The organism is Megasphaera sp. ASD88, from assembly GCF_002287425.1.
In the GTDB taxonomy this organism is placed as follows: Bacteria; Bacillota; Negativicutes; order Veillonellales; family Megasphaeraceae; genus Megasphaera; species Megasphaera stantonii.
In genome coordinates this window covers 62,124-83,384 of record NZ_NQXW01000007.1, presented here as the reverse complement: position 1 = coordinate 83,384, position 21,261 = coordinate 62,124, and the positions used below count along the sequence as shown (strand labels likewise).

Annotated in this window: 19 protein-coding genes, 3 tRNA genes and 1 pseudogene; 22 read left to right on the top strand and 1 reads right to left on the bottom strand. The window is 55.7% G+C overall.

What is annotated here, in order from left to right; all coding sequences use genetic code 11:
- The 8 genes from CJ260_RS05945 (at position 1) to CJ260_RS05915 (ending at position 4,381) form a co-directional block, all read left to right on the top strand.
- Complete coding sequence (locus CJ260_RS05945) at positions 1 to 591, top strand: ANTAR domain-containing response regulator (protein ID WP_095629541.1); 591 nt, start codon at positions 1 to 3, stop codon at positions 589 to 591.
- 136 nt (positions 592 to 727) lie between these two features.
- Positions 728 to 1,009, top strand: a complete 282-nt coding sequence (gene groES, locus CJ260_RS05940) for a co-chaperone GroES (protein WP_087478853.1) — start codon at positions 728 to 730, stop codon at positions 1,007 to 1,009.
- 45 nt (positions 1,010 to 1,054) lie between these two features.
- Complete coding sequence (gene groL, locus CJ260_RS05935; RefSeq protein ID WP_087478854.1) at positions 1,055 to 2,680, top strand: chaperonin GroEL; 1,626 nt, start codon at positions 1,055 to 1,057, stop codon at positions 2,678 to 2,680.
- Between the two features lie 151 nt (positions 2,681 to 2,831).
- The gene (locus CJ260_RS12955) at positions 2,832 to 3,455 is read left to right on the top strand and encodes an MFS transporter (protein WP_198947406.1); all 624 of its coding nucleotides are present in this window, start codon (positions 2,832 to 2,834) and stop codon (positions 3,453 to 3,455) included.
- Complete coding sequence (locus CJ260_RS12950; RefSeq protein WP_233127904.1) at positions 3,452 to 4,000, top strand: hypothetical protein; 549 nt, start codon at positions 3,452 to 3,454, stop codon at positions 3,998 to 4,000. The genes CJ260_RS12955 and CJ260_RS12950 overlap by 4 nt, the downstream gene beginning before the upstream one ends.
- Positions 4,001 to 4,146: 146 nt before the next feature.
- Positions 4,147 to 4,222: transfer RNA gene (locus tag CJ260_RS05925), tRNA-Asn, on the top strand.
- Between the two features lies 1 nt (position 4,223).
- Positions 4,224 to 4,299: transfer RNA gene (locus CJ260_RS05920), tRNA-Glu, on the top strand.
- 6 nt (positions 4,300 to 4,305) lie between these two features.
- Positions 4,306 to 4,381, top strand: a tRNA-Val gene (locus CJ260_RS05915).
- A gap of 107 nt (positions 4,382 to 4,488) precedes the next feature.
- Here the strand turns inward: CJ260_RS05915 and CJ260_RS05910 are convergent.
- On the bottom strand, positions 4,489 to 6,678 hold the full coding sequence (locus CJ260_RS05910) for a Tex family protein (RefSeq protein ID WP_095629540.1): 2,190 nt from the start codon (positions 6,676 to 6,678) through the stop codon (positions 4,489 to 4,491).
- Positions 6,679 to 6,863: 185 nt separating this feature from the next.
- Between CJ260_RS05910 and CJ260_RS05905 the strand changes: the two genes are divergently transcribed.
- From CJ260_RS05905 to CJ260_RS05840, 14 genes and pseudogenes are all read left to right on the top strand, one after another.
- A complete protein-coding gene (locus CJ260_RS05905) occupies positions 6,864 to 7,274 on the top strand; it encodes a Fur family transcriptional regulator (protein WP_087477986.1) in 411 nt (136 codons plus the stop codon).
- Positions 7,275 to 7,350: 76 nt separating this feature from the next.
- Positions 7,351 to 8,184 carry a deoxyribonuclease IV gene (locus tag CJ260_RS05900; protein ID WP_095629539.1) on the top strand — a complete coding sequence of 278 codons (834 nt, stop codon included), beginning with the start codon at positions 7,351 to 7,353 and terminating at the stop codon, positions 8,182 to 8,184.
- 13 nt (positions 8,185 to 8,197) lie between these two features.
- Positions 8,198 to 9,343: an exonuclease SbcCD subunit D gene (locus CJ260_RS05895; RefSeq protein ID WP_095629538.1), complete on the top strand. Its 1,146-nt coding sequence runs from the start codon at positions 8,198 to 8,200 to the stop codon at positions 9,341 to 9,343.
- The gene (locus CJ260_RS05890; RefSeq protein WP_095629537.1) at positions 9,340 to 12,384 is read left to right on the top strand and encodes an AAA family ATPase; all 3,045 of its coding nucleotides are present in this window, start codon (positions 9,340 to 9,342) and stop codon (positions 12,382 to 12,384) included. Before CJ260_RS05895 ends, CJ260_RS05890 begins: the two co-directional genes overlap by 4 nt.
- Before the next feature lie 83 nt (positions 12,385 to 12,467).
- On the top strand, positions 12,468 to 12,947 hold the full coding sequence (locus CJ260_RS05885) for a YbaK/EbsC family protein (protein WP_095629536.1): 480 nt from the start codon (positions 12,468 to 12,470) through the stop codon (positions 12,945 to 12,947).
- Between the two features lie 14 nt (positions 12,948 to 12,961).
- Positions 12,962 to 13,324 carry a VOC family protein gene (locus CJ260_RS05880; RefSeq protein ID WP_095629535.1) on the top strand — a complete coding sequence of 121 codons (363 nt, stop codon included), beginning with the start codon at positions 12,962 to 12,964 and terminating at the stop codon, positions 13,322 to 13,324.
- 3 nt (positions 13,325 to 13,327) lie between these two features.
- Positions 13,328 to 14,032, top strand: coding sequence for a ThiF family adenylyltransferase (locus CJ260_RS05875; protein WP_095629534.1), 705 nt, complete (start codon positions 13,328 to 13,330; stop codon positions 14,030 to 14,032).
- 235 nt (positions 14,033 to 14,267) lie between these two features.
- Complete coding sequence (gene nrdD, locus CJ260_RS05870; protein ID WP_095629533.1) at positions 14,268 to 16,418, top strand: anaerobic ribonucleoside-triphosphate reductase; 2,151 nt, start codon at positions 14,268 to 14,270, stop codon at positions 16,416 to 16,418.
- An 11-nt stretch (positions 16,419 to 16,429) separates the two neighbouring features.
- Positions 16,430 to 16,936, top strand: a complete 507-nt coding sequence (nrdG, locus tag CJ260_RS05865) for an anaerobic ribonucleoside-triphosphate reductase activating protein (RefSeq protein WP_095629532.1) — start codon at positions 16,430 to 16,432, stop codon at positions 16,934 to 16,936.
- Between the two features lie 115 nt (positions 16,937 to 17,051).
- A complete protein-coding gene (gene rpmE, locus CJ260_RS05860) occupies positions 17,052 to 17,258 on the top strand; it encodes a 50S ribosomal protein L31 (protein WP_087477995.1) in 207 nt (68 codons plus the stop codon).
- A gap of 127 nt (positions 17,259 to 17,385) precedes the next feature.
- On the top strand, positions 17,386 to 18,231 hold the full coding sequence (locus tag CJ260_RS05855) for a DUF1385 domain-containing protein (RefSeq protein WP_198947407.1): 846 nt from the start codon (positions 17,386 to 17,388) through the stop codon (positions 18,229 to 18,231).
- 33 nt (positions 18,232 to 18,264) lie between these two features.
- A pseudogene (gene prfA, locus CJ260_RS05850) lies at positions 18,265 to 19,346 on the top strand (peptide chain release factor 1).
- On the top strand, positions 19,339 to 20,205 hold the full coding sequence (gene prmC, locus CJ260_RS05845; RefSeq protein ID WP_095629531.1) for a peptide chain release factor N(5)-glutamine methyltransferase: 867 nt from the start codon (positions 19,339 to 19,341) through the stop codon (positions 20,203 to 20,205). The pseudogene prfA and the gene prmC overlap by 8 nt, the downstream one beginning before the upstream one ends.
- Entirely contained in the window at positions 20,206 to 21,255 is a 1,050-nt protein-coding gene (locus CJ260_RS05840) for an L-threonylcarbamoyladenylate synthase (RefSeq protein WP_087477998.1), read from the top strand. It begins immediately after the preceding gene.
- Positions 21,256 to 21,261 lie beyond the last annotated feature (6 nt).

The window sequence follows — 21,261 nt, the reverse complement described above, 5'->3', positions numbered from 1 at the left end:
ATGGGGTATCGCGTCGTAATTGGGGACGATGAATCTATCATCCGGCTGGATTTATGCGAAATGCTCGAAGAAGCCGGCCATGTGGTCGTGGGGGAAGCGGCCGACGGCGTGGAAACGCTGGAATTGGCGCGGAAAGAAAAGCCGGATATCGTATTGCTGGACATCAAAATGCCGCGGCTGGACGGCATCCATGCGGCTAAAATGATCTGTCACGAACGCATTGCGCCGGTTTTGCTGCTGACGGCTTACAGCCAGCAGGACGTCGTTGAGCAAGCCAAGGATTCGGGTGTGCTGGGGTATTTGGTCAAGCCCGTGAGCCCGGTCAACCTGTTTCCTGCCATGGAAATCGCCATATCTCAGTTTAAACGGCAGGAAGAAACGGCGCGGCAGCTCTGGGAAATGAACGAGCGCATAGAGACGAGAAAAGTTGTCGAAAAGGCAAAGGGCTACTTGATGGAGCTGTATAAGATATCCGAACAGGAGGCGTATCGCCGTCTGCAGCAATACAGCATGAAAAAGCGCCGTTCGTTAAAATCTGTTGCTGAGGCGGTCGTTGCCAGCGCAGAGCAGCGCCGCGGCGGCTCGACGTAAGGGTTGCGAAAAAAAGAAGACAAAAGTCTTGACTTTTTCACCTTTCATGAGTAATATATATATTGTAATTAGCACTCGGATACAGCGAGTGCTAACAAAATGAAAGATACAGTGTATGATTGAGGAGGAATATAAAATGTTAAAACCGTTAGGAGATCGCGTTGTTATCCGCGTACTGGAACAAGAAGAAAAAACTGCCAGCGGCATCTTTTTGCCTGATACGGCTAAAGAAAAGCCGAGCCAGGGCGAAGTCGTTGCCGTAGGTCCCGGCAAAGTGCAGGACAATGGCAGCCGCGTTGCATTGGATGTAAAAGTCGGCGACAAGATTATTTTCTCCAAATATGCAGGCACGGAAGTCAAATATGAAGGCACTGAATATTTGATCGTCAGCGAACGCGACATCTTGGCTATTTGCTAATTTTATAGAACCTAGATTACTTTACATACAGGAGAGTGTTTAACAATGGCAAAACAGATTTTGTTCAATGAAGAAGCACGCCGCGCTTTGGGCAAAGGCGTCGACGCTTTGGCAAACGCAGTAAAAGTTACGTTGGGACCTAAAGGCCGCAACGTCGTATTGGATAAGAAATTCGGCGCCCCGACGATTACGAACGACGGTGTAACGATTGCCCGCGACATCGAATTGGAAGATCCCTTTGAAAACATGGGCGCACAGCTCGTCAAAGAAGTCGCTACGAAGACGAACGACGTAGCAGGCGACGGCACGACGACGGCTACGCTGCTGGCTCAGGCTATGATCCAGGAAGGCATGCGCAACGTAGCGGCCGGCGCGAACCCGATGATTTTGAAACGGGGCATTGAAAAAGCTGTCGCTAAATTGGTAGAAGAAATCAAACAGCGTTCCATCGCCGTTTCCGATAAAGCTGCTATTGCTCAGGTAGCTTCTATTTCCGCAGGCGACGAAGAAATCGGCGGCCTCATTGCCGACGCTATGGAAAAAGTTGGTAAAGACGGTGTCATCACCGTTGAAGAATCCAAGACGATGGGTACGCAGCTGTCTGTCGTCGAAGGCATGCAGTTCGACCGCGGCTACATTTCCCCGTACATGGTAACGGACCCGGATAAGATGGAAGCCGTTATGACTGAACCGTACATCCTCGTTACGGACCGCAAAATCGCTTCTATTCAGGAAATGCTCCCTGTCCTCGAAAAAGTCGTACAGGCCGGCAAAGAACTCCTCATCATCGCAGAAGACGTAGAAGGCGAAGCGTTGGCGACGTTGGTAGTCAACAAGCTCCGCGGCACCTTCAGAGCCGTTGCCGTTAAGGCTCCGGGCTTCGGCGACCGCCGCAAAGCGATGCTTCAGGATATCGCTATCCTCACCGGCGCTACTGTCATCACAGAAGACGTAGGCCGCAAACTTGACAGCATTACGATGGAAGACCTCGGCACGGCCCGTCAGGTTCGCGTTACGAAGGACGAAACGACGATCGTTGAAGGCCACGGCAACGCTGAAGAAATCAAAAACCGCGTTGCGCAGATCAAAGCGCAGATCGCTGAAACGACGTCTGATTTCGATAAAGAAAAATTGCAGGAACGCTTGGCCAAGATGTCCGGCGGCGTAGCTGTCATCGAAGTCGGCGCTGCAACGGAAGTTGAATTGAAAGATAAGAAGCTTCGCCTCGAAGACGCCTTGAACGCTACGCGCGCAGCTGTTGAAGAAGGCATCGTAGCCGGCGGCGGCACGACGTTCATCGACATTCTCCCGGCTTTGGATGAATTCCATGAAGAAGGCGACGTACAGACGGGCATCAACCTCGTAAAACGCGCTATTGAAGAACCGGTTCGTCAGATTGCTGCCAATGCAGGCTTGGAAGGCTCGGTTATCGTAGCGAAGGTTAAAGCATCCGATAAGGGCGTTGGCTTTAACGCGCTGACGGAAGAATACGTCGACATGGTAAAAGCCGGTATCGTAGACCCGGCTAAGGTTACGCGTACGGCCTTGCAGAACGCTGCTTCCATCGCCGCATTGGTATTGACGACGGAAACGTTGGTTGCAGACAAACCGGAACCGGCTCCGGCAGCCCCGGCAGCTCCCGGCATGGGCGGCATGCCTGGCATGATGTAAGAGTTGTTCTTACCTGTGTAAATGTAATTGCAAAAGCTCTCGTGATTTTTCGCGAGAGCTTTTTTACGTGCATTTTTCTTGAACTTTCGCTTAAAATTTTATATGATAGGGAAGTTCAATTCTTAGCTATATCAGGAGATGTCGTTTTTTTATGAACCACCGTATTTCATTGCGTCAATTTCTGCCCCTGGCGGGGATTACCGTTTCGGCTTTTTTATTTAATACGTCGGAATTTATGCCGATTGGACTGCTGACGAGCATCGCTTCGGACTTTCAGATTACCGAAGCGCAGGCCGGCGTCATGATATCGGCCTATTCCTGGGCGGTTACGATTTTATCGCTGCCTCTCATGCTGCTGGCCTGCAAGGTAGAATACCGCAAGCTGCTGCTGATGACGCTGGGCGTGTTTTGTCTGGGGCAGGCACTATCGGCTTTTTCCAGCCAATATGCATTGCTGACGGCGTCGCGCATCTGCGTGGCCTGCGCTCATTCCGTCTTTTGGTCTATTGCGGCTCCTATGGCCGTTCAGCTCGTAGAAAAGGAAGATCGCTCGACGGCGCTGAGCATGGTGGCGACGGGAACTTCTATCGCGATGATTTTAGGCCTGCCTTTAGGCCGCGTTATCGGCTTGTATATTGGCTGGCGCATGACCTTCTTGACGATCGGCATCATATCTTTTCTCACCTTGGTTTATATATGGCGCGTATTTCCGCAGATTCCCAGCCGCTCGGCCTTCTCGGTACGGCAGCTGCCCTCGTTAAAAATCCCGTCTTGATTCGTTTATATGGGCTGACCGTAGTCATGGCGACGGCATATTATACGAGTTACAGCTATATCGAACCGTTTTTGCAGCAGATTGCCGGTATGTCGGAAGAGTGGATTACTTTGACGCTGATTCTTTTCGGCCTCAGCGGATTAGGCGGCAGCGTCTTGTTTTCGCGCGGCTACGGCCATTTTCGCTTCGGAATGCTTCGCCTGTCGTTTATCTGCATGGCTGTGCCGCCATTATTGCTGCACGCGGCTTCAGGCAGCTTGTATGCCGTCATGATATTATGCGCGGTCCTCGGCATGGCTGCTACGATCTTCAACGTATCTTTCCAGGCCGAACTAATTCAGCATACGTCTCTCAGCGCGGCTGCCGTGGCGATGTCTATTTTTTCCGGCATCTTCAACTTGGGAATCGGCAGCGGCACCTGGATTGGCGGCATGGTTTCTACGTACAGTTCTATTGCCTATATCGGCTATGCCGGAGGCGGCTTGGCGGCTGCTGCGTCGGCGTATTGTATTTTCAGCTTTATCAAACGGCTGAAACAAGGGTAATTGCGGTAAAATGGATGTATAAGGCCGGCGAGCAGGCTGGGACATAGAGGCGTCAGAATTCATCAAAAAAATTTCAAAAAAGTACTTGCATTTTTTCTTTCTTACTAGTATAATAAATATCGTTCCAGTGAGAACACATGAGTTATTCCTCAATAGCTCAGTCGGTAGAGCAATCGGCTGTTAACCGATTTGTCGTAGGTTCGAGTCCTACTTGAGGAGCCATGGCCCCTTGGTCAAGTGGTTTAAGACACCGCCCTTTCACGGCGAGAACATGGGTTCGAATCCCGTAGGGGTCACCACTATTTGGGCGATTAGCTCAGCTGGGAGAGCGCCTGCCTTACAAGCAGGATGTCAGCAGTTCGATCCTGTTATCGCCCACCAGACTCGAGAGCGCTAGTGCAGTGATGCACTAGCGTTTTTTTCGTATACGGAGATATACTTTAATATGGAAAACAGCCAGATATGCCGGGGCACATCTGGCTGTTGTGTCAGGATTCTGTTGGTTTTTTCAGGGATTGCTTTAATTTTTTGATCGATAAGCCGACGCGGCCGCGGGAGCTGTCGACGGAGATGATGACGGCATCGACGACGTCTCCGACGCTGATGACGTCGGTCGGGTGGCGGAAGGGATGATTGCACAGCTCGGAGCGGTGAATCAGCCCCGGTGTCTTTAAGCCGAAGTCGACGAAGGCGCCGAAGTCGACGACGTTGTGGACGGTGCCGCGGACGACGGTTCCTATTTTTAATTCGTCCAGAGATACGACGTTGCGGCGCGTCAGCGGCAAGGGAAATTCGCTGCGGACGTCGCGGCCCGGCTTGCGCAGCTCTTCCAGGATATCGCGGATCGTCGGCTCGCCGGCCTGGAATTTGGCGGCCAGGACAGGGACGGCGTTCATCTGCACCTTGCTTTGCAGGGCGCGGAGTTTCTCTTCGTCGTGGAGGTCTGCTTTCGTCAGGCCATAATGGCTGATGATTTTTTCTGTCAGCTCGTACGATTCGGGATGGACCGACGTGTTGTCCAAGGGTTCGTCGCCGCCTTTAATGCGCAGGAAGCCGGCGCACTGCGTAAAGGTAGCCGGGCCTAAGCGGTTGACCGACAGCAGCTCCTGCCGGCTGTGAAAGGGGCCGTTTTCCTTGCGGTAGGCGACGATATTGGCCGCCGTGGCCGCCGTCAAGCCCGATACATGCTGCAGCAGGGCTGCCGACGCCGTGTTGAGGTCGACGCCGACGTAGTTGACGACGGATTCGACGACGGCGTCCAGGGCGGCTGATAAGGACTTTTGGTTGACGTCGTGCTGATATTGGCCGACGCCGATTGATTTCGGGTCGATTTTGACGGCCTCTGCCAGGGGATCCTGAATCCGGCGGGCAATGGATACGGCTCCGCGGATGGTGACATCCAGGTCGGGCAGCTCTTCCCTAGCCAGATCGGACGCAGAGTAGACCGACGCGCCTGATTCGTTGGCGATGATGTAGCGGCAGGATAAGTCGTTTTCCTGAATGAGGCTGGCTACGAACTGCTCCGTTTCATAAGAGGCCGTGCCGTTTCCGATAGATAAGAGCGTTACGCCGTGATTTTGAATCATGCTCAGGAGGGTGTCGGCGCTGGCGCGGCGCTGTTTTTCCGAGCCGGTCAAATAGCAGACGCCGTAGTCGAGGACGTTGCCCGTCGCGTCGATGACGGCGGCCTTGCAGCCCGTGCGGTATCCCGGGTCCAGGCCTAAGATTACCTGTCCGGCAAAGGGCGGCTGAAGGAGCAGGCTGCGCAGGTTCTTGGCGAAGATAGAAATGGCCTGCTTTTCGGCCCGTTCTGTCAGGTCGCTGCGGATTTCCCGTTCCAACTGGGGGAAGATGAGGCGCTTATAGCTGTCGGCGGCTGCTGCGGCGATGATCTGCCCGTAAGGCGAATTGCAGACCGTTACGTCTTGTATGAGCTTGCCGATGTTGGCGTCCGGCGTGTCGGTCAGAGTTACCTTCAGCAGTTTCTGCGCTTCTCCGCGGTTGATGGCCAGTATGCGGTGGCTGGGAAGGGAGGCGATGCGGCCGCTGAAATCCTTATAGGTCAGCATGGCCTTGGCTTCGTCCTCTTCGACTAATAGGGTACATTCCAGCTTTGACGTTTTCCACAAGGCGCGGCGGAGATACTGACGGTACGGCGCAAGCTCGGACATGCGTTCCGCTAAAATATTGGCCGCGCCGGCAATGGCGTCTTCGATTGTCGGTATCGTTTCGTTCAGGTAAGACTCGGCGGCCTCTTCCGGAGACGGCCCGTGGGGGTCCTGCTGCCAGAATATGTCGGCCAGCGGCTCCAGCCCGGCGTCGCGGGCCATGGACGCTTTTGTCCGTTTTTTCGGCTTATAAGGCATGTAAAGGTCTTCGATTTCCTGCAGCTTGCCGGCCTGGTCTAGGAGACGGCCTAATTCTTCCGTCCACTGGCCTTGCTCCATAATGGACTGGCGCACGGCTTCGCGGCGGCTGGACAGGGCTTGTTCATATTCGTACTGCTCCTGGATTTGGCGCAGCTGTATTTCGTTCAGCATACCCGTCGCTTCCTTGCGGTAACGGGCGATAAAGGGAATCGTGTTGCCGCTTTGCAGGAGGCTCAGGGCCGTCTGGATTTGCTTTTCTGACACGTGTATCGTATGAGCGATTGTTTGAATAATGTGTTGGTCTGTCATGGAAAACTCCTTTCTAATATAGTATATATTATGCTTGCAAATTTTGTATTCGTCAAATTAAAAAATTTTATCTATTTATATTGAAAAATCTATTAATAACCGTTACAATGTAATAGAGAATACTTTCGCATATTATATGTTTAGTTAGTATGCTCAGTATCCTTGCACAAAAGGGGGGAAACGATATGAATATTGCCGAATTATTACGGAGTAACGGCTACAAGGTTACGCCGCAGCGGCTGGCTGTATACGATGCGATCGATCATAATATGACCCATCCCAACGCAGAATCCATTTACCAGCAGCTCCAGCCCCAGTATCCATCGATGAGCTTGGCGACGGTGTACAAGACCATGGAGATTTTTGCAAAAATCGGCGTAGTAAAAATTTTGCAGTGCGGCGAAGACGCCCACCGCTACGATTATAATACATCCCAGCACGCCCATATACGGTGCGTCAAATGCAACCGTGTGCTCGACGTCGATATCGACGAAGGCCAGCTGGCCAGACAGGCCGAGGCGCAGACAGGATTTTCTGTCAGCGGCGTGAGTTTGTCTTTCCTGGGTGTATGCAAGGACTGCCAGGAGGCAGAATAATAAAAAATACGAAGAGCGCTGCAGCGAAGTGACATACTATTTGCTGCAGCCTTTTTCTTATGCGAGGTGAAGAAATATGCTGCATATAGGATGTCATCTGTCCGTTTCCCAGGGCTTTCGCCATATGGGCGAGGAAGCTCTGACCATCGGCGCCGATACGTTTCAGTTTTTTACGCGCAATCCCCGCGGCGGCAGTGTCCGAAAGCTGGATATAGACGATATGAAGCAGCTGAACGAGCTCATGGCGGCCCATGATTTTGCGCCTATTCTGGCCCATGCGCCGTATACGCTCAACGGCTGCTCCAAGACGGAGCGAACGCGGCAGTTTGCTGTCGAAGCGATGAGCGAGGATTTGCAGCGGCTGGAATATCTGGATAACTGCCGTTACAATTTTCATCCCGGCAGCCACGTCGGGCAGGGCGCGGACGAGGGAATCCGCCTCATTGCGTCCATGATGAACCAATGCATGTTTTCAGGACAAAGGACGACGGTGCTGCTGGAAACCATGGCCGGCAAGGGGACGGAAGTAGGCCGCAGCTTTGAAGAGCTGGCGGCTATTATCGACAAGGTGCAATTTTCTGATAAGGTAGGCGTCTGCCTGGATACGTGCCACGTATTTGACGGCGGCTATGACATTACGGAGCGCCTGGATGAGGTGCTGGAGCAGTTTGACCGCCTTATCGGATTGGAGTGGCTGAAGGCCGTTCATATTAACGACAGCAAGAATCCCCTGGGCAGCCGCAAGGACCGGCATGAAAAAATCGGCGAAGGCCATATCGGACTGGAGGCATTTCGGAAGATTATCAACCATCCGGCCCTGCGGACGCTGCCGTTTTATCTGGAAACTCCTAACGAGTTAGACGGCTACGCCAGGGAAATCGCTATGCTGCGGGATTTATACTGCGAATAAGGAGGGATTGCCTATGCGGATTCTGCATACGGCAGATTGGCATTTAGGAAAACTATTTTACGGCGATTACCTGACGGACGACCAGGCCTATGTGCTGACGGAACAGCTTCTGCCGATGATCCGGGACGAGGGCATCGATGCCGTCGTGCTGGCCGGCGACGTATACGACCGCAGCTTGCCGCCGGCAGACGCTGTGGCCTTGTTTGATGAAATCGCGACGAAGATTACGGCGGAAGCGGGGGTTCCCTTTTTCGTCATCAGCGGCAATCATGACAGCGCGGCCCGCCTGTCCTTCGGCAGCCGGATGCTGGAAAAACAGGGGTTTTATATTGCCGGGGAACTCGACAAGCTGATCGGGCCGGTCGTCCTGCATGACGCCTATGGACCCGTGGCCTTTGTGCTCCTGCCGTTTATCGAGCCGGCAGCGGCCAGGTTGTATTTCGGCGACGATACGATCCGCAGCCATGAGGACGCCTTAGCCCGTTTCATAGACAGCCGGCGCGCCGGAACGGCGATGCGGACGGTCTGCGTCGCCCATGTCTTCGCTGCCGGCGGCGAAAGCAGCGATTCAGAACGCCCGTTGTCGATCGGCGGAAGCGACGCCGTTTCGCCGGCCTTGTTTTCCGACTATACGTATACGGCTCTGGGCCATCTCCACGGGCCGCAGCAGGTGGGCGGGCCGAACGTGCGCTATGCCGGCAGCCTGCTGAAATATTCCTTCGGCGAATGGAGGCAGAAAAAAGGAGCCGTCATCGTGGATATAGACGAAAAGGGCGGGACGGCGACGTCGTTTTTGCCCTTTTCTCCCCGCCATGACGTACGCGTCGTCGAGGGCTTGTTTGAGGATATCATGGCCGGCGAAGACTTGCATACCGACGACTATATCCTGTTCCGCCTGACCGATACGGCTCCGATTCTGGACGGCATGGCTAAGCTGCGGCAGAAATATCCGCGAGCGGCGGCGCTGGAAATGCCGAACCGTCAAAGCGGCGGCACGGGAGAACGGGACTTCGACCTGCACAGGACTACGGAGCGGCAGCTGTTTGAGAGCTTTGCCACGGCCATGATGCCGGACCGGCCGCTGACGGAGGCCGAGCAGGCTTGCATGGACGACTTGTGGACGGATATGCTGCAGCGGGAAGGAGACGGCTTGTTGTGAAACCATTATATTTGGAAATGAACGCCTTCGGTCCTTATGCCAGGCGTCAGGTTATTGATTTCCGCCGGCTGGAAGATCATAAGCTGTTTTTGATATACGGGCCGACCGGCGCCGGCAAGACGACGGTACTGGATGCGATGTGCTATGCCCTGTACGGCGAAACGAGCGGAAACCGCCGCTCGGGCGCCCATATGCGCAGTGAATATGCTTCGCCGGAAGAGGAGACGTACGTCGTCTTTGCCTTTGCCATCGGGCCGGCGCGGTACTGCGTCGAGCGAAGGCCGGAGCAGCAGATAGCGAAAAAGCGCGGCACTGGCTTAAAGAAATCGGCGGCGTCGGCCGCCTTATACGCCGTGGACGAAAAGGGCGAAAAGACGGCGGTCATTGCGACGAAAAAGGTCGGCGAAGAGGTGGAACGGCTGCTGGGCTTTAAGGCCGAGCAGTTCCGGCAGGTCGTCCTGCTGCCCCAGGGGGATTTCCGCCGTTTGCTGCTGGCCAGCTCGGCGGACCGCCAGCAGATTATGCAGACCTTGTTTCATACCCAGCGCTACGCCCGGCTGCAGGAGCTGGCAAAGGAAAAATACGACGATATCCTGTCGCAGTACGACTTGCGCAAGGAGCGCATTGCTCAGCTTTTGCAGAGCCTGGGAGCCGGCGATGCAGCGGCGCTGACCGCTATGGAACAAGCTGCAGACGAAGAACAACGGCTGCGTCAGGGCGAATTGGACGCGGCCATAGCCGACCGCGATGTCTATCAGAAAACAGTCCAGGATGCGCAGGTAGTGTACAGCCATTGGCAGAATTTGAAGGAAAGCCGCAGGCTGCGGGATCAGCTGCGTCAGCAGGAAACAGCTATGGCGGAGAAACAGGCTTATATCGACGTGCTGCGCCGCGCACAGCTGCTGGCGGAACCGTGCCGCCAGCTTGACGAGATACAGGCCCAGGGCGTCGCTGCCGGCCAAAAAGCCGGCGAAGCTGCCGTACAAGCCGAACGGGCGCTGCAGCGACTTCAGGCCGTGCGCAAAGAGGCAGAAGTACTGCAGGCGCAGGGCACGGCTCATGACGCCGACGCAAGGCAGCTCGTCCTGCTGCAGAACATGGCGAAAAAAGCTGAGCAGTATGGAGAGCTGTGCCGCAGGGCCCGGAAGCTGGCGGACCAGAGCCGGCATGCTGATGAGATATTGGCGGCACTGCAGCAGGAACGGGAGGCCTTGCAGGCCCGGATAGACGCTGGACGAGCAGAAGTAGCTAACCAGCCCGAGCTGGCCGCGGCGTGGGAACAGGCTAAAGGGCAGGCCGCCGCCTGGGAAGAACGGCTGAGCCGGGAAGCGTCGATAGAGTCTTTGTCCGAGGAAATCGCGCAGCGGGATACAGCGTGCCGGGCCGTTGAGGACACCTGCAGCCGGGCTGCCGCCGGGGCGGCGCAGGCGCAGTTGGATTACGAAGGCGTACAAGCCTTGTTTTTGCAGGGACAGGCTGCTTTGCTGGCCAAGGAGCTGAAAGCAGGAGAGCCTTGTCCTGTTTGCGGCGCGACGGAGCATCCCATGCCGGCTCCTTTGGCGGCCCATATGCCGCGGAAGGAGGACGTAGAAGCGCGGAAACGGCAGGTTCAGCAGCGCGATGAGGAGCGCCGTCAGGCTGAACTGACGCTCCAGCGCGTACAGGCGGAGTGCCAAAGTCTGAAGCGGCAGCGCGACGACCTGCGCGCTCAGTATCCTTTTGAATGTACGTCCGCCCAATGGCGGGTACGGCTGGACGCGCAGAAGCAGAAGGTTAGCCTCTTGGGCGAACAAGCCGCCCGGGCAGAACGGACGAGGGCCGCCGTGACGCAATGGGAGATGAAGCAAAAAGAAGGGATACAAAAAGAAGAGCAGGCCCGCCAGCAGGCGGAAGCGGCTCGACTCGCCGCCGCGCAGAGCCAGTTGGCGAAGAAACAGGCCGAAGCGGACGTACCGGCAGAATATCGGGACGCCGCCGTACTGAGACGGCATATGGCTGATCTGAGCCAGCGCGTTAAAGCCTATGAAGAGCAGGCAGAACGAAGCCGAAAGGCCGTCGTTGACGCCGAAAAGGAGGCTGCGCGCTGGACGGAGCAGGAACGCCTGCTGCAGGAGCAGGTGACGGCTCTGCGAAAGCAATATAAAGAGTACGCCGCCGATTTGAAGGATCGGGTTCGACAGGCTGGAATTGAAAGCCTGCAGCAATGCCGGGAACTGCAGCCCTTCGTAGGTTCCATCGACAGAGAGCAGCAGGCTGTCGACGAGTATAACCGGGACGTACAGCAGATACAGGGCCGGATAGCGCAGGAAGAAAAGGCCGTCGCCACGCAGCCGGAACCGGATATGGCGGTATATAAGGCGCAGCTTGATGAAAAGAACAAGCTGTGCCAGCGATTATCTGAATCCTGTGCCGCCGCGGCGATACGCCGACAGGAGCTGTGCCGGGGGCGGGAGCAGATTGCCGCCTGGCAGGGAGAGCAAGCGGAGCTGTCGGCTCGGTATGAGGCAGTCGGTTCCATATATGAACTGATTTCCGGCCAGCATACGGGCGTCAACTTCGAGCGGTATGTGCTGGGAGCGCTGCTCGACGAAGTCTTGGCGGCGGCCAACGCCCGCCTCGATTTGATGAGCCGCCGGCGGTATGAGCTGCAGCGCTCCCGCTCGTGGGACGACAAGCGCGTGCGGCGCATCGGCCTGGATATCGAAGTATTCGACAACTATACGGGATACGCCCGCCCGGCCAATACGCTCTCCGGCGGCGAGACCTTTTTGGCTTCCCTGGCCTTAGCCCTGGGACTGGCCGACGTGGTACAGGCCTATTCCGGCGGCATTCACCTCGATACGATATTTATCGACGAAGGATTCGGTACTCTCGACGGAGAAACGCTGGATTTCGCCTTAAAGGCCCTGATGGAGCTCAAGCAGGGCGGCCGTCTCGTCGGCATTATCTCCCACGTGCCGGAGCTGAAAGAGCGAATCGACGCGCGACTGGCCGTCCACAAGACCGACAGGGGCAGTACGGCTGACTTCGAATTGCCGTAATTCGTAAAAATTATTTGAATCCCTTTCCAAATGGTAATATAATGAAACCTAATAACGCTATGATACAGGAGGGGACAGAAAGGATGTCTATTCAGAAGGTAAGGGAGTATTTCGCCCAGTGGGGCATGGCTGACCGCGTGTTGGAACTGGATCAGTCCAGCGCGACTGTCGACGAAGCGGCGGCGGCCCTTCATACGGAAGGCAGACGCATCGCCAAATCCATGTCGTTTTTATTGGACGACGGGCCGATTTTAGTATTGTTTGCCGGCGACGCCCGCGTGGACAACCATAAATTCAAGGCGCGGTTCCATAAAAAGGCGACGATGATCAAGCATGACGACGTGGAACGGTTAATTGGACATCCCGTCGGCGGCGTCTGCCCCTTTGCCGTTAATCCCGGCGTGACCGTATATCTGGACGAATCGCTGAAGCGGTTTGAAACGGTCTTTCCGGCCTGCGGCAGCGGCAACAGCGCCATCGAACTGACGCTGCCGGAATTGGAACTCTACGCCCGGTCTCAAGGCTGGGTCGACGTTTCCAAAGGCTGGCAGGAAGAAGCATAAGGAGGAACCTACACATGCAGTTTACATTCAGACATACTAATTTTAACGTGCTGGACTTGCAGCGCAGCATGGAGTTTTACAAAGAAGCCCTGGGCCTTACGGAAGTGCGCCGTATTGAAAAGCCTGATTTTACGATTGTTTATCTCGGCGACGGCGTTTCTGATTTCCAGCTGGAGCTGACGTGGCTCAAAGACAGAAAAGAGCCCTATAATCTCGGCGAAAACGAGTTCCATACGGCCTTTTCCGTCAAGGATATGGATGCGGCCCTGGCCAAGCATAAGGACATGGGCTGCGTCGTCTATGAAAATCCGGCTATGGGCATTTATTTTATCGCCGACCCCGACGGCTACTGGCTGGAAGTCGTTCCGGAACGGTAAGCCGTGCGGGAGGAATACGCCCAGCGGACGGCGCTGCTGCTGGGATGGGATAAGGTAGAGGCCTTAGCGGGCAAAACGGTGCTGGTGTTCGGCGTCGGCGGCGTCGGCTCCTTTGCGGCCGAGGCTCTTTGCCGGGCCGGCATCGGCCGCTTGATTCTCGTCGACGGCGACGTATACGATCCGTCTAATTTAAATCGCCAGCTCGGGGCGACTGTGCCGGCTATTGGCCGGCCTAAGGTCGATGTCATGAAGGAGCGGTTTCTGTCGATTAATCCGGACATAGACGTCGAAACGCATCACGTCTTTTACCTGCCGGCGGAGAAGCCGGGCCTGGTCGCCCAGTCGGGCGCCGATTACGTTGTCGACGCCATTGATACGGTAGCGGCGAAGGTCGATATCATAGCGGAAGCCTACGCGGCCGGCATTCCCGTCATTTCCGCTATGGGTGCAGGGAATAAGCTTCATCCGGAGCTGTTTGAAATTGCCGAAATCGAGAAGACGTCTGTCGATCCTCTGGCTAAGGTGATGCGGAGGGAGCTGAAAAAGCGGAATATCCGCCGCGTCAAGGTCGTGTATTCCAAGGAGCCGCCCCGGCCGGTGCGGCGGGAAGAGGGCTGTTCCGGCATAGGCAGTATTTCCTTTGTGCCGTCGGCAGCCGGGCTCATTTTAGCCGGAGCGGTGATACGGGACCTTCTCCAAATCCCATAAAAAAATTTTTATCGGGTTATACACAGGCGGCGGGCTTTCAGAAACGCAGTTTTTTGAAGGCTTGCCGCTCTTTTTGATAGGACTTGATAACAACAGTATCAAGTATTGGACGATTGACAACGTATACCAGATATAGTAATATGGGTTTGCACTGTTTTACGGAAGGCAATCATACATATTGTATATATAATATTGATTTCAGGTAAATATACACTATATCGTGGGAGGTATACACATGTTGGAAGTCATCAAGCGCAACGGGCAGAGAGCGCCCTTTGACCGCAATAAAATCGTCGCGGCTATAGAAAAAGCCATGAACAGCAGCAGCGGCATTTATGAAGAAGGCCAGGCGGAGAAAATCGCCAGGGAGATTGAAGCCTATGCCTCGACCATGCATAAGGATATGACCATCTACGCTATTGAAGACCAGGTGTATTACCGCCTGATTCAATACAACAATCCGGCGACGGCCCGGGCCTATGAAAATTACAAAGCCATTCAAGCCTTCAAGCGCCAGACCAATACGACGGACTCGGACGTCTTCGGCCTGCTGAACAACACCAACCTAGAAGTCCTTGATGAAAATTCCAATAAAAACGGCCACGTCGTGTCGACGCAGCGCGATTTGATCGCCGGCGAGGTGTCCAAGGACATTGCCCGCCGCAAGCTCATTCCCGCCGATATCGTCCAGGCTCACGACAGCGGGGCCATTCATTTCCACGACATGGACTACATCATCCAGCCTATGTTCAACTGCTGCCTCATCAATCTGGAAGACATGCTGGCCAACGGCACGGTCATCAACGGCAAGAAAATCGATACGCCGAAGTCCTTCCAGGTAGCCTGTACGGTGACGACGCAGATTATCGCCCAGGTAGCCAGCGGCCAGTACGGCGGCCAGTCCATCAACGGCATCGACCGCATTTTGGCTCCTTACGTCCGCAAGTCCTTCAACAAATACATGGAAGCCGTCGTAGAAGAGCAGAAGGAAGTCTACGGCATCGAGCCGGATATGGAAAAGGCCGAAGAAATCGCCTGGAAGCGGACGAAAAAGGAAATTAAAGACGGCATCCAGACGATTCAGTATCAGATCAATACGCTCATGACGACAAACGGCCAGGCTCCGTTTGTGACGTTGTTTATGTACTTCCAGCCTGACTACGAATACGCCAAGGAAGCGGCTATGATCGATGAGGAACTACTGCGCCAGCGCATTCAGGGCATCAAAAACGAGGCCAACGTCTACGTCACGCCGGCCTTTCCGAAATTGATATACGTATTGGACGAGCACAACGTCCGCAAGGGCAGCCCCTATTTCTACCTGACCGAGCTGGCTGCCGAATGCACGGCCAAGCGCATGTATCCCGACTATATTTCGGCCAAAAAGATGCGCGAAACCTACGAAGGCAACGTGTTCAGCCCCATGGGCTGCCGCTCCTTCCTGAGCCCCTGGAAAGACGAAAACGGCAAGTATAAATTCGACGGCCGTTTCAACATGGGCGTCGTGTCGATTAACCTGCCGCAAATCGGCATTCTGGCCGACGGCGACGAAGACAAGTTTTTCCAGATTCTCCATAAGCGGCTGGAGCTGTGCAAAAAGGCCCTGCTGCTGCGCGTAGAGCTGCTCAAAAAGATCACGTCCGACGTGTCGCCCGTTCACTGGCAGTACGGGGCCATCGCCCGCCTCAAGCCGGGCGAATCGATTGAGAAATTTATGTACGGCGGCTACGCGACCTTGTCCCTGGGATATATCGGCATCTACGAAGCGACGCTTCTCACGAAGGGCTGCTCCCATACGGCTCCGGAAGGGAAACGGTTTGCCCACCGCATCATGGACGAATTCAACGCCCACATCAAGCGGTGGAAGGAAGAGACGAACATCGGCTTCGCCCTGTACGGCACGCCGGCGGAAAACCTGACGAACCGCTTCTGCAAAATCGATACGGCCCGCTTCGGTGTCATCAAGGACGTGACCGACAAGGGGTACTACACGAACAGCTACCACGTCGACGTCCGAGAGCCCATCAACGTCTTCGACAAATTTGCCTTTGAAGCGGAATTTGAAGACAAGTCGACAGGTGGCTGCATCAGCTATGCGGAAATCCCGAACATGGCCCATAACATTCCCGCCGTCCTGACGATGATCCAATATATTTACGACCGCATTACCTACGCCGAATTCAACACGAAGCTGGATTACTGCCACGAATGCGGCTTTGACGGGGAAATCGTCCTCAACGGCGACAACGAATGGGAATGCCCGCGCTGCCACAACAGGGATCGTTCCAAGCTGACGGTCATCCGGCGGACCTGCGGCTATTTGGGCGAAAACTTCTGGAACGAAGGGCGAACGCAGGAAATTAAGAACCGCGTCCTGCATATCTAGGAGGCGGGGCCATGAGATATGGACAAATCAGGCAGTACGACATCGCCAACGGCCCGGGTATACGGGCGACCGTATTTGTGACGGGCTGCAGCCGGCGCTGTGTCAACTGCTTCAATGAAGAATATCAGGATTTTAACGCCGGCAGCGAATGGACGGCAGCCGAAACTGAACGGCTCATATCCTACCTGCAGGACGATACGAACAGCGGGCTGACCCTGCTCGGCGGCGAGCCGATGGAGAATGCCGAGGACCTGCTGGCGCTGGTGCAGGCCGTCCGCCGCGCCGTGCCGGAAAAAAGCATCTGGGTGTATTCGGGATTTCTGTACGAAGAAATCCTGGCCCAGCCGGCCCGCAAAGCACTGCTGGAGGCTTGCGACGTCCTCGTTGACGGCCCCTTCGTCGACGCCCTGAAGGACCCGGGATTGTATTTCCGCGGCTCGTCGAACCAGCGGATTATCGACGTGGCAAAAAGCCGCGAAGCCGGAAGAGCCGTGCTCCTTTGGCCGGACGGGAGATGAGGTGCGGGGCAGGGAGCGTAAAATTTGTAAATTTATGTCCTTGCATTTCATGGGGCACTATGCTATACTATCTTAGCATAGGTTTGGTATGATAGATAAGAAAGAGGTGTGAATAGTGAAAGAAGGTATTCATCCGAAGTACGGCACTGCCGTAGTTACGTGCGCTTGCGGCAATACGTTTGAAACCGGTTCGACGAAATCCGAACTGCGCGTTGAAATTTGCTCTAAATGCCATCCGTTCTTTACGGGTCAGCAGCGTGCACAGCAGGCTCGCGGCCGTATCGAACAGTTCAATAAACGTTATGGTAAAAAAGCTAAATAAGAAGTACAAAGTTGGCGGCAGAGCAGCGATGCTCTGCTCTCTTTGTATACGCAGAAATAAATAAGGGGGACAAGCAGTGAAGCAGACGAAGATATATGTAGGCGGACAGGCCGTCATCGAAGGCGTCATGATGCGCGGCCCCGAGTATATCGCCACGGCGGTCCGGACGCCGTCCGGCGAGATTACCGTGAAAAAGGATGCAGTCCATTCGATTACGGAGCGGTATCCTATACTGAAAAAGCCCTTCCTGCGCGGCACCGTCGCCCTGTGCGAGTCGCTGGTATACGGCATGAAGAGCTTGTCCTATTCGGCGCAGGCTGCCGGAGAGGAAGACGAACAGATTACCAACACGGAAATGGCTCTGACGATGGCCTTTTCCATCGTACTGGCTATCGTCTTTTTTTTGCTCATTCCGACGTACGCCGTCAAATTTATTCCCGGCATCGAGCACAGCGCCGTGTGGATGAATATCGTCGAAGGCGTGCTGCGGCTGGCTATCTTTTTATTGTATATATGGGGCATATCCCTGACAAAGGATATTCGGCGTGTGTTTGAGTACCACGGCGCCGAACACAAGACGATCTGGACCTACGAATCGGGACAGGAGCTGACGGTGGAAAACGTCCGCCGCCACAGCCGCCTTCACCCGCGCTGCGGTACGAATTTCCTGCTCATCGTCATGGTCGTGTCGATTTTCGTATTCGCCTTTTTGGGCTGGCCCAGCCTGTTGGAGCGCGTCGCGTCGCGCATCGTCCTCATGCCCGTCGTAGCCGGCATCAGCTACGAAATGATACGGCTGGCCAGCCGGACGGAAAGCCCGCTGCTGCAGACCTTGTTCAAGCCGGGCCTGTGGCTGCAGTATTTGACGACGAGAGAGCCTCACGACGATCAGATCGAAGTAGCCATTCGGGCTCTGGAAGCGGCTAAGCCGGAAGAAAAGCAGGAAGAGCAGGCTGATTCGGATCTTCGCTAAGGGATATACGCATTGGATGGGAGAGAGATACAGGTGTTTATTGATAAAGTGCAGGACGTGGAAAATAAATTCATGGATTTGGAGCAGCGCATCAGCGACCCGTCGGTCATTGCCCGCCAGGACGAATGGCAGAAGCTGACGAAGGAACACGCGTCGCTCATGCCGCTGGTAGAAACGTTCCGGAAATATAAGGACGTCGCTAAGACTGTTGAAGGCGATAAGGAAATCCTGAACGATCCGGACAGCGACGCCGACCTCATCGCCATGGCGAAGGAAGAGCTCGGCGAAGCGTCGAAGGAGTTGGCCGAGCTGGAAGAACAGCTCCATATCCTCATGCTGCCCAAGGACCCGCGGGACGACAAGAACGTCATCATGGAAATCCGCGGCGGCGCCGGCGGCGACGAAGCGGCGCTGTTTGCCGGGGATTTGTTCCGTATGTATATGAAATATATTGAAAAGCAGCCCGGCTGGAAGGCGAGCATTATCAGCTCCAACGCCCCGGAGCTGGGCGGCTTTAAGGAAGTCATTTTTTCCGTCGAAGGCTCGGGCGTATTCGGCAAGCTGAAATACGAATCGGGCGTGCACCGCGTACAGCGCGTGCCGGTGACGGAAGCCGGCGGCCGTATCCACACGTCGACGGCGACGGTCGCCGTTCTGCCGGAAGCGGAAGACGTAGAAGTCGATTTGAATATGGACGACGTCCGCGTCGACTATTTCCGCGCCAGCGCGCCGGCGGCCAGCACGTCAACAAGACGAGTTCGGCCGTGCGCATGACCCATATTCCGACGGGCATGGTCGTAGAATGTCAGGACGAACGGTCGCAGCTGGAAAACCGGGCTAAGGCCATGCGGGTATTAAAGGCCCGCCTGCTCGATCAGGCTCAGCAGGCGGCCGATGCGGAAATTACGGAGGAACGGCGCAGCCAGGTCGGCACAGGCGACCGGAGCGAACGAATCCGTACCTACAACTTCCCCCAGGGCCGCGTGACGGACCATCGCATTAACCTGACGCTGTATAAGCTGGAAAATATTTTGAACGGCGATATCGACGAATTCATTCAGGCCTTGGCTGAAGCCCGCCGGGCTGAGCTCATGAAAGAAGAAAATCATGAATAAGCTGTGGACTATTGGGAGCCTCCTGCAGTGGACGCAGGAGTATTTCGCCCAAAAGGGCGTCGATACGCCTCGCTTGGACGCGGAAATATTGCTGGCCCACGTCCTGCAGAAGGAACGGATTTATTTATACGCCCACTACGACCAGCCTATGAACCCGCCGGAGCTGGCGGCGTACCGGGAAATGGTCAAGAAGCGGGCTGGCCGGTTGTCCGTCGCCCATATTTTAGGCACGAAGGCCTTTATGGGACTCGACTTCCAGGTCACGACGGACGTGCTGGTACCGCGGCCAGAGACGGAAATGCTCGTCGAGACGATGCTGGACGCGGCGAAATCGCAGCCGCCGGCGTCGATATTGGATATCGGCACGGGAAGCGGCGCGATTATCCTGAGCCTCCTTCATTACCTGCCCGAGACGGCAGGCACGGGCGTCGACATTTCTCCTAAGGCACTGGCCGTCGCTCGTCAAAACGGCGAGGCCCTGGGACTGGCCGACCGCGTGACCTGGGTGGAGAGCGACGTGTGCGCCGCTTTGCCGGAACAGCGATTTGACTGGATCGTATCGAATCCGCCGTATTTGACGCGGGACGACATGGAGCGGCTCCAGCCGGAAGTCCGCTACGATCCGCCGCAGGCGCTGTTCGGCGGCGACGACGGGCTCGACGCTTACCGACGCATTGCAGAGCAATCCCAGGCCTTTCTGCGGCTTGGCGGCTGCTGCGCCGTAGAGATAGGCGCGGGCCAGACGGAAGACGTCGTGCGCATCTTTACGGATACGGGAGCCTATGGTCATGAGAAAACCGTAACCGATTACGGCGGAATAGAACGGGTCATCTTATTTATACGAAAAGAGCAGATGTAGATGAAACAGACAAAACTTGTACATATTACAGACATCGAAAAAGATAAAGCCGTACTGGAAGAAGCGGGACGCATCATCCGCGCCGGCGGGCTGGTCGTGTTTCCGACGGAAACGGTGTACGGTATCGGCGCCAACGGCCTCGATGCCGACGCCTGCCGGAGCATATACGCCGCGAAGGGCCGGCCCAGCGATAATCCGCTGATTTTAACCGTGCCGGATCAGCACGGGGCGGAAAAAGTGGCGGCCTGCATTACGCCGACGGCGAAAAAGCTGATGGACCGCTTTTGGCCGGGGCCGTTGACGATTATCTTTCCCCGGCAGCCCCAGGTTCCCGACGCGGCTACGGGCGGATTAGATACGGTCGCCCTGCGCTGTCCGGATCACGACGTATGCCGGGCCTTCCTGCGCTGCGCCGACGTTCCCGTTGCCGGCCCGAGCGCCAATTTATCGACCCGTCCCAGCCCGACGACGGCGGAAGAAGTCATGCACGACATGGACGGGCGCGTCGACATGGTTATCGACGGAGGACCCTGCTGCATCGGCGTCGAATCGACGATTGTCGAATGCGACGGAGACGATTCCGTTACGATTCTACGGCCGGGCGGCATTACGATGGACATGCTGAAGGAAGTCGTCACGTACGTGCGTCTGGATACGAACCTAGTGACCGGCCAGGGCGCTCCCAAAGCGCCGGGCATGAAATACCGCCACTACGCTCCGTCGGCTCCGATGACCGTCGTCGTAGGCTCGGAAGAAGCCGTAACGGCTAAGTTGAAAGACTTGTATGAAGACGCATTGGCCGATGGAAAAACAGTTGGCTTTTTAGTCAGCCAGGAAGTGGGCGCTCATTTCCCAAAAGACGATATGTACATATGGGGACGGCGGGGCGATAAGGTAGCCCTGGCCAACCAGCTGTATACGGGGTTGCTGTCCTTCGATACGGACAAGGTAGACCTCATTCTGGCGGAAGGCGTCGACGGCGACGGCTTGGGCATGGCGATTATGAACCGCATGAAGAAAGCCGCCGGCGGCAACGTCATCATCTTATAAATTGTA

Coding starts and splice junctions, on each gene's coding strand:
- CJ260_RS05910 (WP_095629540.1), bottom strand. CDS start 6,678: ATGACAGACCAACACATTATTCAAACAATCGCTCATACGATACACGTG.
- CJ260_RS05895 (WP_095629538.1), top strand. CDS start 8,198: ATGCGGATTCTGCATACGGCAGATTGGCATTTAGGAAAACTATTTTAC.
- CJ260_RS05900 (WP_095629539.1), top strand. CDS start 7,351: ATGCTGCATATAGGATGTCATCTGTCCGTTTCCCAGGGCTTTCGCCAT.
- CJ260_RS05885 (WP_095629536.1), top strand. CDS start 12,468: ATGTCTATTCAGAAGGTAAGGGAGTATTTCGCCCAGTGGGGCATGGCT.
- CJ260_RS12955 (WP_198947406.1), top strand. CDS start 2,832: ATGAACCACCGTATTTCATTGCGTCAATTTCTGCCCCTGGCGGGGATT.
- CJ260_RS05840 (WP_087477998.1), top strand. CDS start 20,206: ATGAAACAGACAAAACTTGTACATATTACAGACATCGAAAAAGATAAA.
- CJ260_RS05905 (WP_087477986.1), top strand. CDS start 6,864: ATGAATATTGCCGAATTATTACGGAGTAACGGCTACAAGGTTACGCCG.
- nrdG (WP_095629532.1), top strand. CDS start 16,430: ATGAGATATGGACAAATCAGGCAGTACGACATCGCCAACGGCCCGGGT.
- prmC (WP_095629531.1), top strand. CDS start 19,339: ATGAATAAGCTGTGGACTATTGGGAGCCTCCTGCAGTGGACGCAGGAG.
- CJ260_RS05855 (WP_198947407.1), top strand. CDS start 17,386: ATGATGCGCGGCCCCGAGTATATCGCCACGGCGGTCCGGACGCCGTCC.
- groL (WP_087478854.1), top strand. CDS start 1,055: ATGGCAAAACAGATTTTGTTCAATGAAGAAGCACGCCGCGCTTTGGGC.
- nrdD (WP_095629533.1), top strand. CDS start 14,268: ATGTTGGAAGTCATCAAGCGCAACGGGCAGAGAGCGCCCTTTGACCGC.
- groES (WP_087478853.1), top strand. CDS start 728: ATGTTAAAACCGTTAGGAGATCGCGTTGTTATCCGCGTACTGGAACAA.
- CJ260_RS05880 (WP_095629535.1), top strand. CDS start 12,962: ATGCAGTTTACATTCAGACATACTAATTTTAACGTGCTGGACTTGCAG.
- CJ260_RS05945 (WP_095629541.1), top strand. CDS start 1: ATGGGGTATCGCGTCGTAATTGGGGACGATGAATCTATCATCCGGCTG.